This is a genomic window from Bradyrhizobium vignae (assembly GCF_004114425.1).
Taxonomy (GTDB): Bacteria; Pseudomonadota; Alphaproteobacteria; order Rhizobiales; family Xanthobacteraceae; genus Bradyrhizobium; species Bradyrhizobium vignae.
The window spans coordinates 54,870-71,459 of record NZ_RDQF01000001.1 but is presented as its reverse complement, the minus strand read 5'-3'; the positions used below and the strand labels follow the sequence as shown (position 1 = coordinate 71,459).

Below are 16,590 nucleotides of genomic sequence, written 5' to 3'. Positions count from 1 at the left end.
GAAAAGCGCTCGTGAGGGGCGCTTCTTTCAGGCGTTGGCGACTTTCTTGTCGACTTCGGAAGTCACCGAGAACTGCTTGCGCAAGGTCGGCTTGTGGATCTTGCCGGTGGCGTTGCGCGGCAGCGCATCGACGAAGCGGATCTGGCGCGGGCATTTGAAGCGCGCCAGATTGGCCGCACAATGCGCAAAGACGTCGGCCTCGGTCAGCTTCTGGCCGGGCTTGAGCGCGACGATGGCAAGCCCCACCTCGCCCCATTGCACGTCGGGAATGCCGATCACGGCGGCTTCCGCGATCGCGGTGAGCTGGTGCAGGACGTTCTCGACCTCAGCCGGATAGACGTTCTCGCCGCCCGAGATGTACATGTCCTTCCAGCGGTCGACGATGTAGTAAAAACCCTCATCATCGACGCGCGTGGCATCGCCCGTATGCAGCCAGCCATCGGTGAAGGATGTCTTGTTCGCCTCCGGCCTGTTCCAGTAGCCCGGCGTGATGTTCGGCCCCCGGACCCAGAGCTCGCCAAGCTCGCCGACATCGGCGTCGCTGCCATCGGGGCGGACGACGCGCACCTCGGTGTGCAGTACCGGCTTGCCGGCGGATCCGGCCTTGCGCGCCGCATCCTCTCGGTCGAGCACCAGCACGGCCGGCGAGGTCTCGGTCATGCCATAGCCCTGCTGCAGCGCGACGCCGCGTGCCTCCCAGACTTTCAACAACGGCACCGGCATCGGTGCGCCGCCGACACCGCCGACGATCAGCCGGCTGAGATCGGTGGTCGCGAAGGCCGGATGCTGCGCCATGAACTGATAGATCGCAGGCACGCCAAAGAACACGTTGATGCCCTGCGCGGGGTCGTTGATCAGGCCGAGCGCCGTGCCGGGATCGAATGCGCGCATGATCATCACGGTCCCGCCTGCGTGCAGCACCGGATTGGTGTAGCAATTCAGGCCGCCGGTGTGGAACAACGGCAGCACGGTGAGCAGCACCGAGGACGGACCGATGCAGGCGGGGCCGCCGAGATTGACGCAGTTCCAGAACGTCATGCCATGGGTGATGGTCGCGCCCTTCGGATGTCCGGTCGTGCCCGAGGTGTACATGATGGTCGAGATATCATCGAGCGTGACCTCCTCGGCGCTGCCCAGCGGCTTTGCGGCGGCGACGCCGGCCTCATAGGTGCCGCCCGGACCAAGCAGCAGGTTCGTCGTAACCCCGCAAAGCTTCGCCACGCTCTGCGCGGTCTCGGCCAGATCAATATCGTGGATCATCACCTTCGGCGCGCAATCGCCGGTGATGAACTGAAGCTCGGGAACGGTGAGGCGGGTGTTCAGCGGCACGAAGATGGCACCCAACCGGCCACAAGCGAACTGCACCTCCAGCGTATCGGTCGTGTTTAACGCCAGCACTGCGACGCGATCGCCGCGCGAGACGTTGAGCGTGTGGCGCAGGAACGAGGCGAGGCACGAGACACGGGCATCCAGCTGCGAATAGGTAAAGCGTCGCTCGCTCGCGAGATCGATGAGCGCGACCTTGTTCGGCGCGCGGCGTCCATGATGGGCGATCCAGTCGTAGTAACGAATGGCCAAGAATTCCTCCCTCGCGCGGTCTTGTGCGCCCTCTTTTCTTTGTTGCCCATGCACCATGCCCGGCGTGGCCCTGGGGGCCAGCCGGAGTCTGTGCAGCAACTTTTTTGCGCCAGAGTTGGCCTGCGAGCGGCGAAAATCGTCTTGCGTTGAGTGGCTAGGTTGCTGCCTTGCCCGGAGCGCCGGCTCCAGTCAGCCACTCCGCGCAAGTGAGCTGCCAAGGTTCCGGCCATGGTTGTCGGGACGATTCCCTCCACTAGGCACCTGTGCGATGAAGAGTCCGTTCTATACCGCCGAGCATGACGCCTTCCGCGGCGTCATGCGCCGCTTCGTCGAGAAGGAGATCACGCCCTTCGCCCACGAGTGGGACGAGGCCGGCGAATTCCCGCGCGCGCTCTACCACAAAGCGGCCGAGATCGGTCTGTTGGGGCTCGGATTTCCCGAGGAATATGGCGGGATCGCCGCCGACCAGTTCATGAAGATCGTGGCCAGCCAAGAGCTGGCGCAAGCCGGCGCCGGCGATATCAGCGCCAGCTTGATGAGTCATACGATTGGATCGCCGCCGATCGCGCGTGCGGCGCGGCCCGAGGTGAAGGCACGTGTGCTGCCGCAGGTGCTGTCAGGCGAGAAGATCTCCGCGCTTGCGATCACCGAGCCGGGCGGCGGCTCGGACGTTGCAAACCTCCGGACGCGGGCGCGCCGCGACGGCGATCACTACGTCGTGAGCGGCGAGAAGACGTTCATCACCTCCGGGATGCGCGCCGATTACCTGACTGTTGCCGTGCGCACCGGCGGCGAGGGCGCCGGCGGCGTCAGCCTGCTCCTGATCGAGGGCGACACGCCCGGCCTGTCGCGGACGAAGCTGAAGAAGATGGGCTGGTGGGCCTCCGACACCGCGACCTTGCATTTCGACGAATGCCGCGTACCGGCCGAGAACCTGATCGGCGAGGAGGGGCACGGCTTCAAGATCATCATGCAGAATTTCAACAGCGAGCGCATGGGCATGGCGGCGAGCTGCACCGCCTTCGCGCGTGTCTGCCTCGACGAGGCGATCGCCTATGCCAAGGAGCGCAACACCTTCGGCAAGCCGCTCGCGCAGCACCAGGTCATCAGGCACAAGATCGTCGACATGGCGCAGAAGGTCGCCGCTTCCCAAGCGATGCTGGAAATGCTGGCCTGGCGGCTCGAGCAGGGCGAAAGCCCGGTCGCCGAAATCTGCATGATGAAGAACCAGGCGACGCAGACCATGGCGTTCTGCGCCTCCGAGGCCGTGCAGATCTTCGGCGGCGCCGGCTTCATGCGCGGCATCAAGGCCGAGCGCATCTACCGCGAGGTCAAGGTCAACGCCATCGGCGGCGGCACCGAGGAGATCATGAAGGATCTGGCGTCAAGGCAGATGGGGTTGTGACCCTCACCGTCATTCCGGGGCGACGCGAAGCGTCGAACTATGGTGCGCTCTTGCGCACCTGCGATCTCGATCTTGTAGGACCTAGTCTCTGGATTCCGGGTTCGCGCTTCGCGCGCCCCGGAATGACAAAGGGGAAAGAATGCTATTCACCGCCGACCACGACGACATCCGCCGTTCCCTGCAAAAATTCATCGCGAACGAGATCAATCCTCATGTCGACGAATGGGAGAAGGCCGACATCTTCCCGGCGCACGAGCTGTTCAAGAAGATGGGTAGCCTCGGCTTCCTCGGCCTGAACAAGCCGGTCGAGTTCGGCGGTTCCGGCCTCGACTACTCCTACGCGCTGATGATGGCCGAGGAGCTCGGCGCCATCACCTGCGGCGGTGTGCCGATGGCGATCGGGGTGCAGACCGATATGGCGACGCCCGCGCTGGCGCGGTTCGGCTCGGACGAGGTGCGGCGCGAGTTTCTGCCGCCGTCGATCTCGGGCGATTTCGTCGCCTGCATCGGCGTTTCCGAGCCGGGCGCCGGCTCCGACGTCGCCTCGATCAAGACTCAGGCGCGTTCCGACGGCGACGATTACGTCATCAATGGCGGCAAGATGTGGATCACCAACGGCACGCAGGCCGACTGGATCTGCCTGCTCGCCAACACCGGCGACGGGCCGGTTCACCGCAACAAGTCTCTGATCTGCGTCCCCATGAAGAGCAAGGGCGTCACTGTCGCGCGAAAGCTCGACAAGATGGGCATGCGCTCGTCCGACACCGCGCAGATCTTCTTCGATAATGTCCGCGTGCCCAAGCGCAACCGGATCGGTGAGGAGGGCAAAGGCTTCACCTACCAGATGATCCAGTTCCAGGAGGAGCGGCTCTGGGGTGCCGCGGCCTGCCTGAAGGCGCACGAATACATCATCGATCAGACCATAGAGTACACCCGCAATCGCCAGGCTTTCGGCAAGTCGATCCTCGACAACCAGGTCGTCCATTTCAAGCTTGCGGAGATGCAGACCGAGGTCGAGCTGCTGCGCGCGCTGATCTATCGCGCGGGCGAGCAGCTGGTCGCGGGCGAGGACGTGACGCGGCTCGCGACCATGGCCAAGCTGAAGGCTGGCCGGCTCGGCCGCGAGCTCACTGACGCCTGCTTGCAATATTGGGGCGGAATGGGCTTTACCAACGAGACGCCGGTCAGCCGCGCCTATCGCGACAGCCGCCTGACCTCGATCGGCGGTGGTGCCGACGAGGTCATGCTGATGGTCCTGTGCAAGATGATGGGCACGCTGCCCGGCAGCAAAGGAAGTGCTTGATGATCACACTCTACCACTGCGATGCCGCGCGCTCGTTCCGCCCGCTCTGGATGCTGGAGGAGATGGGGCTGCCCTATGAATTGAAGATGCTGCCGTTCCCGCCGCGGGTGTTCGCCAAGGATTATCTTGCGCTCAATCCGCTCGGGACCATCCCCTTCCTGATCGACGGCGAGACGCGGATGACCGAATCCTCCGGCATCTGCCATTATCTCGGCATCACATACGGCCCGACGCCGCTGATGGTGGGACCGGAAGATCCCGCCTATGGCACGTTCCTGAACTGGATGTATTTCAGCGACGCCACGTTAACCTTCCCGCAAACGCTGGTGCTCAGATACACCCAACTCGAACCGGAGGAGCGGCGCAACCCGCAGGTCGCCACCGATTACGCAAAATGGTTCCTGGGCAGACTGCGCGCGGTCGAGGCCGCCACGGCCAATGCCGAAAACTTGTGCGCGGGCCGCTTCACTGCCGCTGACATTGTCATCGGTTATGCGCTGCGCCTCGCCCACAGCATCGGTCTCGCCAAGGATTTTGGGCCAAATGTCGCGGCCTATTGGGCGCGCCTGCAGCAGCGCGACGGCTTCAGGCGCGCGGTTGCTGCTGAGCAAAAGGCCGGAAACGAGCAGAATGTTGCACCACGCGTGCGTTGAGATTGTCGTTCCGGGGCGATGCGAAGCATCGAACTCCGGTGCGCCGTTGCGCCTGAGAATCCTGGAGGTTCCGGGTTCGGTCCAATGGACCGCCCCGGAACGACGGCGCTGTTTCCATGACAGCGCTATCCTATCGTGACAGCGCCCAAATTTCCGCTAAGGTGACCTCCGTCCGCAGCGGCCAGAGAGCCGCGCGAGGAGGACCCCAATGGAAGATAAAGGTCGCGAATCCGACCATCTGATGCTGATCACGCCGGAGCGGGTATTCTATGCCGGCCTACTGGGCCGCCCCCGCAAGAGGACGCCTGGCTGCTGCCACGTCTATGTGGCGGTGAAGGGCAATCTGCACCTGACGATCGACGACGTCCTCTCCACCGGCGAACTGCTCGTCACCCTGCCGAACCAGCGGCATTCCATTGCCAGCGACTACCGCACCGTGATCAGCGTGACCCTCGAGCCGGAAAGCATGCCGGATGGCGTGATCGAGGCTTTGGCCGCACGGCTGACCGGACCCGATCGGGCCGGCTATGCCCGCAAGATCCTTGCCGCCTACGCGTTGCTGCGCCGGCGCCGCTACGGCGACATCACCACCGCCGAATTCGACGAGATGTGCTTTGGCGAAGCGTTGCCGCGCCGCGTGCTCGATCCGCGTGTGATGCGCGCCGTCGCCCGCATCGAGCGCTTCTCCGGCGAGCCGGTGACGGCGGATACCTGCGCAGCCGAAGCAGGCCTCTCCGCCTCGCGCTTCCTGCATCTGTTCAAGGAAGAGACCGGCATCTCGTTCCGCTCGTTCCGTGCCTGGAAGCGTGCGCGGCATCTGCTGCACTTCGCCAACCAGGACCTCAACCTCGCCCATCTCGCGCAGGACATCGGCTATCCCGACAGCACCCATTTCAGCCATTCGATCCGCCGCTTCTACGGCCTGAAGCCGCGCGCGATCTTCGTCGGCTCGCGCGACCTCGCGATCTACCGCAGCACCGAGACGGTGCGGATGGCGGAGGCAAGCTAGCGCTGCTCTCGTAGGATGGGCAAAGCGGAAGCATGCCCATCATCTTTTCCAAACACCGAAATGTGGTGGGCACGGCGCAAGAGCGCCTTTGCCCGCCCTACGATTCCTCGTTTTTTCCAGCTTCTCCGCGCAAGAAGCCGCATGTCGCGCGTCACATGATCGCAACCGTTGAATTCCCAACGTGCGAGACACTTTTGGCATGAGCGACAAGGCCGTCATCACCTGCGCGCTGAACGGCGTGCTCACCGATCCGAAGCAGCACAACGTGCCCGTGACGCCCGAACAGATGGCGCGCGAGGCCAAGGCTGCCTTCGAGGCCGGCGCGTCCATCATGCACATCCATCTGCGCCAGCAGGCGCCGGGCAAGGGGCATCTGCCGTCCTGGGAGGTCACGGTCAGCAAGGAGATCCAGCAGGCGATCCGCGAGGCCTGTCCCGGCGTCATCATCAACCACACCTCGGGCGTATCAGGGCCGAACTACTCCGGCGCGCTCGACTGTATCCGTGAGACAAAACCGGAGATCGCCGCCTGCAACGCCGGTTCGCTGAACTATCTGAAGGTGAAGGCCGACAACACCTGGGCCTGGCCGCCGATGATGTTCGACAACGCGGTCGAGAAGGTGAAGGACTATCTCGACATCATGAACGCGGTCGGCACCATCCCCGAGTTCGAATGTTTCGACGTTGGTATTGTCCGCTGTGTCGGCATGTACACCCAGGTCGGCATGTACAAGGGCCCGCTCGAATACAATTTCGTGATGGGTGTCGCCTCCGGCATGCCGGCTGATCCCGAGCTGCTGCCGATCCTGTTGAAGCTGAAACGCCCCGAGGCGCATTGGCAGGTCACCGCCATCGGCCGCGAAGAGATCTGGCCGCTGCATCAGCGCTGCGCCGAGCTCGGCGGTCACTTGCGCACCGGGCTGGAGGACACCTTCTATCTCGCCGACGGCAAGAAGGTGACGTCGAACGGTCAGCTCATCGAAGCGGTCGCCGCCTGTGCGCGGCGCGCCGGCCGCGATATCGCCAGCCCGGCCGAGGCGCGGAAGATCTTTGGGACGAACAGGTAGGTATCGCCTCACCCGTCATTGCGAGCGAAGCGAAGCAATCCAGAATCTCTCCGCGGAAATAGTCTGGATTTGCTTCGTCGCTTCGCTCCTCGCAATGACGAGCAGGATAGAGTCATGTCCATTCTCGAAAACACCATTTCCCCCGGCGGCGCCGCCTACCTCGCCAACCGCGACGGCATGCTTGCGCTGATCGACCGCATGCGCGCGCTCGAACAGCGCACTCGGGCCGCATCGGCTGCAGCGAAGGACCGCTTCCACAAGCGCGGCCAGCTGCTGCCGCGCGAGCGCGTCGCGCTGGTGCTCGATCCCGGTGCGCCCTTCATCGAGCTGTCGACGCTCGCCGGCTACATGTTCGACGTGCCGGATCCCAACAAGAGCGTGCCCGGCGGCGGCGTCATTGCCGGCATCGGCTTCGTCTCGGGCATCCGCTGCATGGTCAGCGCCAGTGATTCCGGCATCGACGCCGGCGCGCTGCAGCCTTACGGCCTCGACAAGACACTGCGGGTGCAGGAGCTCGCGCTGGAGAACAAGCTGCCTTATGTCCAGCTCGTCGAAAGTGCCGGCGCCAATCTGCTGCGCTACCGCGTCGAGGATTTTGTCCGCGGCGGCAACATCTTTCGCAATCTGGCACGGCTGTCGGCGGCAGGGCTGCCGGTCGTCACCGTCACGCACGGCTCCTCCACCGCGGGCGGTGCCTATCAGACCGGCCTATCCGATTACATCGTCATGGTGCGTGGCCGTACCCGCGCCTTCCTTGCCGGGCCACCGCTGCTGAAAGCCGCGACCGGCGAGATCGCGACCGAGGAGGAGCTCGGCGGCGCCGAGATGCATACGCAAATCTCCGGCCTCGGCGATTATCTCGCCGAGGACGACCGCGATGCCTTGCGCATTGCCCGCGAGATCATGGCGGCGATGGAATGGGAGCGGCCGGGCAGGGCGGCTCCAGAGTTCAAGCCGCCGCGCTACGATCAGGACGAGCTGCTCGGCATCATGCCGATGGACCACAAGCGGCCGGTCGACATGAAGCAGGTGATCGCCCGCATCGTCGACGATTCCGATTTCACCGAGATGGCGCCGAATTATGGCCCGGCTACGGTCTGCGGCCACGCCCGCATCGAGGGGCAGGCGATCGGCATCATCACCAACAACGGGCCGCTCGATCCCGCCGGTGCCAACAAGGCGACGCATTTCATCCAGGCTTGCTGCCAGACCCGCACGCCGCTGCTCTATCTCAACAACACCACCGGCTACATGGTGGGCAGATCTTATGAAGAAGCCGGCATGATCAAGCACGGCTCGAAGATGATCCAGGCCGTGACCTCGGCGACGGTGCCGCAGATCACCATCTATTGCGGCGCCTCGTTCGGCGCCGGCAATTACGGCATGTGCGGCCGCGGTTTCCATCCGCGCTTCTGCTTTTCCTGGCCCAATGCCAAGACCGCAGTGATGGGCGGCGAGCAGGCCGCCGAAACCATGGCGATCGTGACGGAAGCCGCCGCAGCCCGGCGCGGCAAGCCGATCGAAAAGGACAGGCTCGACGCCATGAAGGCCGAGATCATCGGCGTGTTCGACGGCCAGATGGACGTGTTCTCGACCAGCGCGCGCGTGCTCGACGACGGCGTGATCGATCCGCGCGATACCCGCGCGGTATTGTCGGAGGTGCTCGCGGTCTGCCGCGAAGGCGACGCACGCACGCCCCAGCGCATGCAATTCTCGGTGGCCCGCCCATGAGGAACGGATCAGTGCTGCACCGCCCGTTCTTCAAGGTTTTGGTCGCCAATCGCGGCGAGATCGCATTGCGCGTGATGCGCAGTGCGCGGCGCTTGGGCTTGAGCGTCGTCGCGGTCCACTCGGATGCCGATCGCGATGCCCTCCACGTGCACCAGGCCGACCAGGCCGTGCGCATCGGTGAAGCCTTGCCGGTGCAATCCTATCTCAACATCCCCGCGATCATTGCCGCGGCGAAGGCGAGCGGCGCCGATGCCGTTCACCCCGGCTACGGCTTCCTCGCCGAGAACGAGGAGTTCGCGCGCGCCTGCAAGGATGCCGGCCTCGTCTTCATCGGCCCTTCGCCGCAGGCGATCGAGGCGATGGGCAACAAGGCCGGCGCCAAGGAGATCATGAAGAAGGCCGGCGTACCCATCGTCCCCGGCTATCAGGGCACTGAGCAGGGCGACGAAGTCATGCTCGCGGAAGCCGGAAAGATCGGCTTCCCTGTGATGATCAAGGCGGTCGCGGGTGGCGGCGGCCGCGGCATGCGGCTAGTCACCGATGCGGCCTCGTTTCCCGATGCGCTGCGCAGTGCGCGTTCCGAGGCGAAGGCGGCGTTCGGCGATCCCACCGTGATCCTCGAACGCGCCATCCAGAATCCCCGGCACATCGAGATCCAGGTGTTCGGCGACAGCCACGGCAATGCGATCCATCTCGGCGAGCGCGACTGCTCGGTGCAGCGTCGCCACCAGAAGCTGATCGAGGAGGCGCCGTCTCCCGCCGTCACGCCCGAGCTGCGCGCGAAGATGGGGGAGGTCGCTGTCGCCGCGGTGAAGGCGTTGCGCTACGAGGGCGCCGGCACGCTGGAGTTTCTGCTCGATGCACGCGGCGAGTTCTATTTCATGGAGATGAATACGCGCCTGCAGGTCGAGCATCCCGTGACCGAGGCGATCACCCGGCTCGATCTCGTCGAACTGCAGCTGCGCATCGCGCGCGGCGAGCCGTTGCCCGTGAAGCAGCAGGACATCCGCTTCGAAGGCCATGCCATCGAGGTCCGCCTCTGCTCGGAAGATGCCGCGCAGGATTTCATGCCGCAGTCCGGCCGCATGGCGCGCTGGCAGGTGCCCGACGGTATCCGTGTCGAGCACGCGCTGCAATCGGGCTCGGAGATTCCACCGTTCTACGATTCCATGATCGCCAAGGTGATCAGCCACGGCGCCACGCGCGAGGAGGCGAGGGCGCGGCTGATCGTCGGCCTGGAGCAGCTCACCGCGTTTGGCGTGACCACCAACCAGGCGTTCCTGATGTCCTGCCTGCGTCATCCCGGCTTCGCCAAAGGCGAGGCGACGACGGCCTTCATCAGTGCGCATCGCGACGAGCTGCTGACAGCGCGCGCGAACGCGGCATTCGACGTGGCGCTGGCGGGCCTGCTGCTCTACGTCACCAACCCACGCGCGCCGTTGTGGCAGGGCGGGCGGAGTCTCGCGGCCACCTTTCCGCTGCCGGCGAAAATCGAGATCGCCGGCGAGAGATACGAGCTCGAAGTCACGCGCGAGCGCGATGGCAGCTACAGTGTCGTCGTCGATGGACGTCAGGACAGGTTCGAGATCGATCAGCTCGATCCCGATTCCATCCGCTTCCGCCACGACGGCGTGATGGACAGCGCAAAAGTTCTGCGCGATGGCGATCGCCTCTACGTCCAGCACCGCGGCATCCCGCTGGCGATCACCGATCTCACCCTCGCCGCGCCGAAGGCGGCCGCAGCCAATGGCGGCGATGGCAAGGTCCGCGCGGCCATGAACGGCCGCGTCGTCGCCGTGCTGGTCAAGCCCGGCGACCGCGTCACCGCGGGCCAGCCGGTGTTGACGCTGGAAGCGATGAAGATGGAGCACGTCCACAAGGCCGGCATCGACGGCGTCGTCGCCGCGATCGACGTCACCGAGGGTGAGCAGGTGACCACGGGCAGGATCGTGGTGGAGATCGAGGCGGGCTGATGCCAAGCTCGTCATTGCGAGCGTAGCGAAGCAATCCAGAATCCCTCCGCGGTAACGGTCTGGATTTGCTTCGCTGCGCTCGCAATGACGATGGGGCGAGATGCTGCCTCAAACTCCGCTCTGACAAGGGGCGGGGACGACAGTGGAGCTATTGGCTCCGACCCGTCCCCTCGTTCAGCAAGCACGCCACCTGATGCCCGTCGCCCGCGTCGACCAGCGCCGGCCGCTCCGTCTTGCACCGCTCCATCGCAAACCGGCAGCGGGTGTGAAACGCGCAGCCGGAGGGCGGGTTGACCGGGCTGGGCACATCGCCATCGACCAGCGGCGTGAGCTTTTTCGCTAGCGGGTTGGCGATCGGCACCGAGGCGAGCAGGGCCTGCGTGTAGGGATGCCTGGGATTGCGGAACAGCTCGTCCTTGTCGGCGATCTCGACGATGCGGCCGAGATACATCACGGCGACGCGGTGGCTGATATGCGCCACCACGGCAAGATCGTGCGCAATGAAGAGATAGGAGAAACCGTGCTGGCGCTGCAGGTCGATCAGGAGGTTGATCACCTGCGCCTGGATCGAGACGTCGAGCGCGGAGACCGGCTCGTCGCAGACGATCAGGCGCGGCTCGAGCGCGAGCGCGCGTGCGATGCAGATGCGCTGGCGCTGGCCGCCCGAAAACTGATGCGGGAAATTGCGCATCTGGTCGGGCCGCAGGCCCACCTGCTCGAACAGTTTCGCGACCCGTGTCTCCAGCTCCTTGCCGCTCGCAAGCCCGTGCACGGCCAGCGGCTCCCCGACGATATCGCCTGCAGTCATGCGCGGATTGAGCGAGGCGAACGGGTCCTGGAACACGATCTGCATCGAGCGGCGATGCGGACGCAGCGCGGTCTTCGATAGATGGGTGATGTCCTCGCCGTCGAGGCGGATCTGGCCAGAGGTCGGCTCCACCAGCCGCAGCACGCTGCGCGCCACCGTGGACTTGCCGCAGCCGGATTCGCCGACGAGACCCAGCGTCTCGCCGATTCCAAGCGCGAACGAGACGCCGTCGACGGCATGCACGGTGCCGACTTGCCGCCGCAGCACGCCGGCGCGCACGGGGTAGTGCTTCTTGAGATCGGTGACTTCGAGCAGCGTCGCGGTCATGCCACCTCCGCGACTTCTTCCGCGCGCCAGCAGGCGGCGAGATGGCCGCCACCCCAGTCCGCCAGCGGCGGATATTCGGCCTCGCAACGTTTGATGGCGAGCTTGCAGCGCGGCGCGAAGGCGCAGCCCTTCGGCAGCCGCACCAGCGAGGGCACCGTGCCGGGAATTTCGTTCAGCCGCGCCTGCGCAGGAACACCGGATGCGGGGACGGCCGGGATCGAGGCCATCAGCCCGCGCGTATAGGGATGCTTCGGCGAGGCGAACAGCGCTTCGACACTGGCCTCCTCAACCTTTCGCCCGGCATACATCACGATCACGCGCTGCGCCGTCTGCGCAACGACGCCGAGATCGTGCGTGATCAGCACGAGGCCGGTGCCGAGCTCCTTCTGGAGGTCGAGCATCAGCGCCAGGATCTGCGCCTGGATGGTGACGTCGAGGGCAGTGGTCGGCTCGTCCGCGATCAGCAGCGCCGGCCGGCACGCCAGCGCCATCGCGATCATCGCCCTCTGGCGCATCCCGCCGGAGAGCTGGTGCGGATATTCCCGCGCGCGCCGCGCCGGCTCGGGGATGCGCACCAGCCGCAGCATCTCGACCGCGATGTTCTGGGCCTGTTTCGCCGAGATGTTCCGGTGCAGCCGCACGGCTTCGACGATCTGGTCGCCGATCCGCATCACCGGATTGAGCGAGGTCATCGGCTCCTGGAAGATCATGGAGATGCGGTTGCCCCTGACCCTGCGCATCTGCGTTTCATCCAGCGCCAGCAGGTCGGTGCCTTCGAGCGAGACGGAGCCTCCGACGATGCGGCCGGGCGGATCGGGCACGAGCCGCATCAGCGAGAGCGCGGTCACGCTCTTGCCGCAGCCGGACTCGCCGACGATCGCCAGCGTCTCGCCGCGCTTCACGCTGAAGGAGAGATCGTCGACGGCCTTGAAGAGGCCGGAGTTGGTGAAGAACACCGTCTTCAGGTTCTTCACCTCGAGCACGAGATCGGATTTGTCCGCCATCAGCCGCGCCGCCTCGGATCCAGGATGTCGCGCAGGGCATCACCGAACAGATTGGCGCCGAATACGGCGAGGCTGATCGCGATGCCCGGGAAGATCACGAGCCACGGCGCGGTGCGGACATATTCGGCGGCGGATTCGGAGAGCATGCGCCCCCATGACGGATAGGGTTCGGGAATGCCGAGGCCCAGGAAGGACAGCGAGGCTTCGGTGAGGATGGTCGAGCCGAGCTGCGCCGTCGCCAGCACGATCAGCGGCGCCAGCGTGTTCGGCAGCACGTGGCGCAGCGCGATCCGCATCTCGCTCATCCCGATCGACTTTGCGGCTTCGACGAAGGGCTGCTCGCGCAGCGCCAGCGTGTTGGCGCGGATGACGCGCGCGACCGTCGGGATCAGCGGAATGGCGATGGCGATGATCACATTGGGCAGCGAGGGGCCGAGCGCCGCCGTCATGACCAGCGCCAGCACCAGCAGCGGCAGAGCCTGGAGAACGTCGGAGACGCGCTGGAACACGAGATCGACCCAGCCCGAGAGATAACCCGAGGTGAGGCCGACGATCACGCCGATGGTGCCGCCGAGCGCGGTCGAACCGAGCCCGACCGCGAGCGAGATCCGCGCGCCGTGAATGATGCGGCTGAACACGTCGCGGCCGAAGGAATCGGTGCCCATCCAGTGCGCCAGGCTCGGGCGGGCCAGCGCGCGGGCCGAATCGACCGTCAGGGGATCGTAGCGTGCGATGAAGTCGGCGAAGATTGCCGTCAGCACGAACACCGTCATGATAACGAGCCCGGCCGCACCCAGCACATGCCGCTGCGCCATGAACAGCACGCGTCGCCAGCCGCCGGTTGCATGCGCGCCGGCCCGCCTCAGTTCGAGATCATAGTCGATCGCGGCCAAGCTGATCTCCTATTCCGAGTACCGGATCCGCGGGTCGAACACCGCATAGAGCATGTCGACGGTGAAGTTCGCGAACACCACCACGACGGCGATGAACATCACGAGGTTCTGCACGATCGGATAATCGCGCCAGCGGATCGCCTCGACCAGAAAGCGCGCGACACCGGGGATATTGAACACGGTCTCGGTGACGATCAGGCCGCCGATCAGGAACGCCGCCTCGATGCCGATCACGGTGATCACGGGCAGGATCGCGTTCTTGAGCGCGTGGTGATAGTTCACGGCCGCTTCGGAGGCACCCTTGGCGCGCGCGGTGCGGATATAGTCCTGCCGCAGCACCTCCAGCATCGAGGAGCGCGTGATGCGCATGGTCAGCGCCGCGCTGCGGAAGCCGACGGCGGCGGCCGGCACGGCATAGGTCGCGAACGCCTCGAGCCAGGTCTTCGGATTCGGGTTGAAGATCGGCATCTGTCCGAACATCGCCACCGACGCGGTGAGGATCAGAAGGCCGAGCCAGAACGACGGCAGCGACAAGCCGCTGAGGCTGACGACGCGCAGCGCGTAGTCGAGCTTCGTGCCCTGCTTCACGGCACTGATGACGCCGAGCGGAATGCCGATGGATGCCGAGAACAGCAGCGCCAGCCCGGCGAGCCGCGCGGTGATCGGGATCCGTGGCAGGATCTCCTGAAGCGCCGGCTTTTCGGAGACATAGGAGTAGCCGAGATCGCCGCGCAGCAAGCCGCCGATCCAGTGCAGATACTGCGCAACCAATGGCTGGTCGATGCCGAGCTGTTTCTCGAGCTCGGCCTTGTCGGCCGGATCGACATAGCCGGCGGCGGCGAACAGGATATCGACGATGTTGCCGGGCACAATGCGCAGCAGGAAGAAGATGACGACCGAGATCCCGAACAGGGTCACGAGCATCAGGAACAGGCGCCGCACCAGATAGGCAAACATCACGTGCCTCCGTCGAGCCGCTGATCTTTAGCCTGACGCTACTTGTCGAGCCACACATCCTCGTAGCGGAAGCCGTTGTAGGAGCTGTTCGACATGATCGTGACGCCCTTGACATAGGGCTGCCAGCAGGTGCCGGCCCGTGCATGGAAGATGATCGGGCGGGCGACGTCCTCCTGCAGCTTCTTGTCGATATCCCACACCAGTGGCTTGCGCTTGCTGACGTCGGTCTCTTGCGACTGGACGTCGAACAGCTTCTCGATCTCCTTGTTGCAGTAATTGGTGTAGTTCCGTTCCGAGCCGCAGGAATAGTTCTCGTAGAACGATTGGTCGGGATCGTCGACGGAACTGCCGGTCAGATTGAGGCCGAGCATGTAGTCCTTGCGCGCGACTTTCGGAAACCAGTTTGCGGTTTCCACGACATCGAGCTCGCCGTCGATATAGATGCTCTTGAGCTGGTCGATCAGGATCACCGCGGGGTCGCGATATTCCGCGAGATTGCGCGTCGAGACCTTCACCGCGAGATGCTTGTCCGGACCGTAGCCCGCCTTCTGCATCAGTTTCTTGGCTTCCTCGCGGTTCGCGTTGACGTCGGGTCCATAGCCCGGAATGGTCTGGAGCTTGTCCTTGGGCATGCCCCAGATGCCCTGCGGTGGCGGCAGCATGGTGCCGCCGATGTCGGCCTGGCCCTCGAACAGGATGTCGACGAACGCCTTGCGGTCGAGCGCAAGCGCCATCGCCCGCCGGATGTCGATGTTGTCGAACGGAGGCGAGGTTGAATTGACGATGATGTTGGTGGAAACGTTAGTTGGCTCGACGACGCAGGTCGCGTTCGGCGCCTGCGACTTGATGTCCTTCAGCAGCGGGATCGTGATGTGCGTCGGAAAGGTCATGTCGAACTTGCCGGCGACGAAAGCGAGGATCGCGGTCGAGCGGTTCGTGATGATCGTGTACTCGATGCCGTCGAGATAAGGCAGGCCCTTCTTCCAGTAGTCCGGATTTCGCGTCAGCTTGATCGATTCATTGGCCTTGAACTCGACGAATTTGAACGGTCCGGTTCCGATCGGATGAGTGCGCATCTCCGCCGGCGAGACGTGACAGGGGTAGATCGGCGTGTAACCGGACGCGAGCATCGCCAGCAGCGAGGGCTGCGGCCGCTTCAGGTCGAAGGAAATCTCGAACTCGCCGCTCGTGGTGACCTCGTTGACTTCGCTGTACCAGGCCTTGCGCGGATTCTGCCGCAGCTTCTGCTGCGATTTGCCCATCAGGAGATCGAAGGTGCATTTGACGTCGGCCGACGTGAATGGCTTGCCGTCATGCCATTTCACGCCCTGGCGCAGTTTGAACGTCAGCTTCGTGTTGTCGCTGCTCCAGGACCAGCTTTCGGCGAGCTCCGGCCGGAGCGTGTCAGGACTGTTCTGCGCGATGTGCTGGTCGTAGATGACGAGATTGTTGAACACGCCCATGAACGGCACGTTGACCGAATAGGTCGCGCCCTCGAGGATGGACGCATTGGCCGGACTGTCGCGGTGATACATCCGCAGGATACCGCCCTGCTTGGGCTCGCCGGCGCGCGTGGCGGTCGAGGCCGTCAGCACAGATAGCGCCACCATTGCGGCGAGCGCCCACACGCTCCGCATGCTCATCCTCCCTGGACCTCGGCCTTTTGCGACCTGTTTGTCAGACGATAGCGAGGCAGATGGAGCGAGGCAACGGGCAAGGCTCTTTGCGGCCTTGGCAATTTGGATGACGTAAGGCCGCAGGCTTCACACTTTCACAATGTGCGAGTGCAGGTGCGAAGTAGCGGTTCCCGCGCTGACGTTATGTGCAGTCCTATCCCCATGCTCCGCCGTCCTCCCGGATCGGCGCGCGCTTGAGGCGCGCTT

Annotated in this window: 13 protein-coding genes; 7 read left to right on the top strand and 6 right to left on the bottom strand. The window is 64.7% G+C overall.

The features are described 5' to 3' along the window. Nucleotides 1-27: 27 nt before the first annotated feature. Nucleotides 28-1,578, bottom strand: coding sequence for an acyl-CoA synthetase (locus EAV90_RS00300; RefSeq protein WP_164936712.1), 1,551 nt, complete (start codon nt 1,576-1,578; stop codon nt 28-30). 268 nt (nt 1,579-1,846) lie between these two features. Here EAV90_RS00300 and EAV90_RS00295 point away from each other — a divergent pair, with 268 nt between their 5' ends. From EAV90_RS00295 to EAV90_RS00265, 7 genes are all read left to right on the top strand, one after another. After that, entirely contained in the window at nt 1,847-2,983 is a 1,137-nt protein-coding gene (locus EAV90_RS00295; protein ID WP_129142280.1) for an acyl-CoA dehydrogenase family protein, read from the top strand. 139 nt (nt 2,984-3,122) lie between these two features. Next, the gene (locus EAV90_RS00290) at nt 3,123-4,286 is read left to right on the top strand and encodes an acyl-CoA dehydrogenase family protein (RefSeq protein ID WP_129142279.1); all 1,164 of its coding nucleotides are present in this window, start codon (nt 3,123-3,125) and stop codon (nt 4,284-4,286) included. After that, nucleotides 4,286-4,939, top strand: coding sequence for a glutathione S-transferase family protein (locus EAV90_RS00285; RefSeq protein ID WP_129142278.1), 654 nt, complete (start codon nt 4,286-4,288; stop codon nt 4,937-4,939). Before EAV90_RS00290 ends, EAV90_RS00285 begins: the two co-directional genes overlap by 1 nt. Before the next feature lie 208 nt (nt 4,940-5,147). Then, nucleotides 5,148-5,948 (top strand): AraC family transcriptional regulator, encoded by an 801-nt coding sequence (locus EAV90_RS00280; protein WP_122406176.1) that lies wholly within the window; start codon nt 5,148-5,150, stop codon nt 5,946-5,948. 199 nt (nt 5,949-6,147) lie between these two features. Next, complete coding sequence (locus EAV90_RS00275) at nt 6,148-7,014, top strand: beta-keto acid cleavage family enzyme (protein WP_129142277.1); 867 nt, start codon at nt 6,148-6,150, stop codon at nt 7,012-7,014. Between the two features lie 114 nt (nt 7,015-7,128). Continuing rightward, nucleotides 7,129-8,745, top strand: a complete 1,617-nt coding sequence (locus tag EAV90_RS00270) for an acyl-CoA carboxylase subunit beta (RefSeq protein WP_129142276.1) — start codon at nt 7,129-7,131, stop codon at nt 8,743-8,745. Continuing rightward, on the top strand, nt 8,742-10,718 hold the full coding sequence (locus tag EAV90_RS00265) for an acetyl-CoA carboxylase biotin carboxylase subunit (protein ID WP_129142275.1): 1,977 nt from the start codon (nt 8,742-8,744) through the stop codon (nt 10,716-10,718). Before EAV90_RS00270 ends, EAV90_RS00265 begins: the two co-directional genes overlap by 4 nt. A gap of 148 nt (nt 10,719-10,866) precedes the next feature. On the opposite strand, the gene EAV90_RS00260 is transcribed toward EAV90_RS00265, so the two are convergent. From EAV90_RS00260 to EAV90_RS00240, 5 genes are read right to left on the bottom strand one after another with little or no spacing between them, the layout of a single operon-like run. Next, nucleotides 10,867-11,853 (bottom strand): ABC transporter ATP-binding protein, encoded by a 987-nt coding sequence (locus EAV90_RS00260; RefSeq protein ID WP_122406172.1) that lies wholly within the window; start codon nt 11,851-11,853, stop codon nt 10,867-10,869. Beyond that, nucleotides 11,850-12,857, bottom strand: a complete 1,008-nt coding sequence (locus EAV90_RS00255) for an ABC transporter ATP-binding protein (protein ID WP_129142274.1) — start codon at nt 12,855-12,857, stop codon at nt 11,850-11,852. The genes EAV90_RS00260 and EAV90_RS00255 overlap by 4 nt, the downstream gene beginning before the upstream one ends. Continuing rightward, nucleotides 12,857-13,750, bottom strand: a complete 894-nt coding sequence (locus tag EAV90_RS00250) for an ABC transporter permease (protein ID WP_129142273.1) — start codon at nt 13,748-13,750, stop codon at nt 12,857-12,859. Before EAV90_RS00250 ends, EAV90_RS00255 begins: the two co-directional genes overlap by 1 nt. A 9-nt stretch (nt 13,751-13,759) precedes the next feature. Next, nucleotides 13,760-14,707 carry an ABC transporter permease gene (locus EAV90_RS00245; protein WP_129142272.1) on the bottom strand — a complete coding sequence of 316 codons (948 nt, stop codon included), beginning with the start codon at nt 14,705-14,707 and terminating at the stop codon, nt 13,760-13,762. A gap of 38 nt (nt 14,708-14,745) precedes the next feature. Then, on the bottom strand, nt 14,746-16,344 hold the full coding sequence (locus EAV90_RS00240; protein WP_129142271.1) for an ABC transporter substrate-binding protein: 1,599 nt from the start codon (nt 16,342-16,344) through the stop codon (nt 14,746-14,748). Nucleotides 16,345-16,590: the final 246 nt, after the last annotated feature.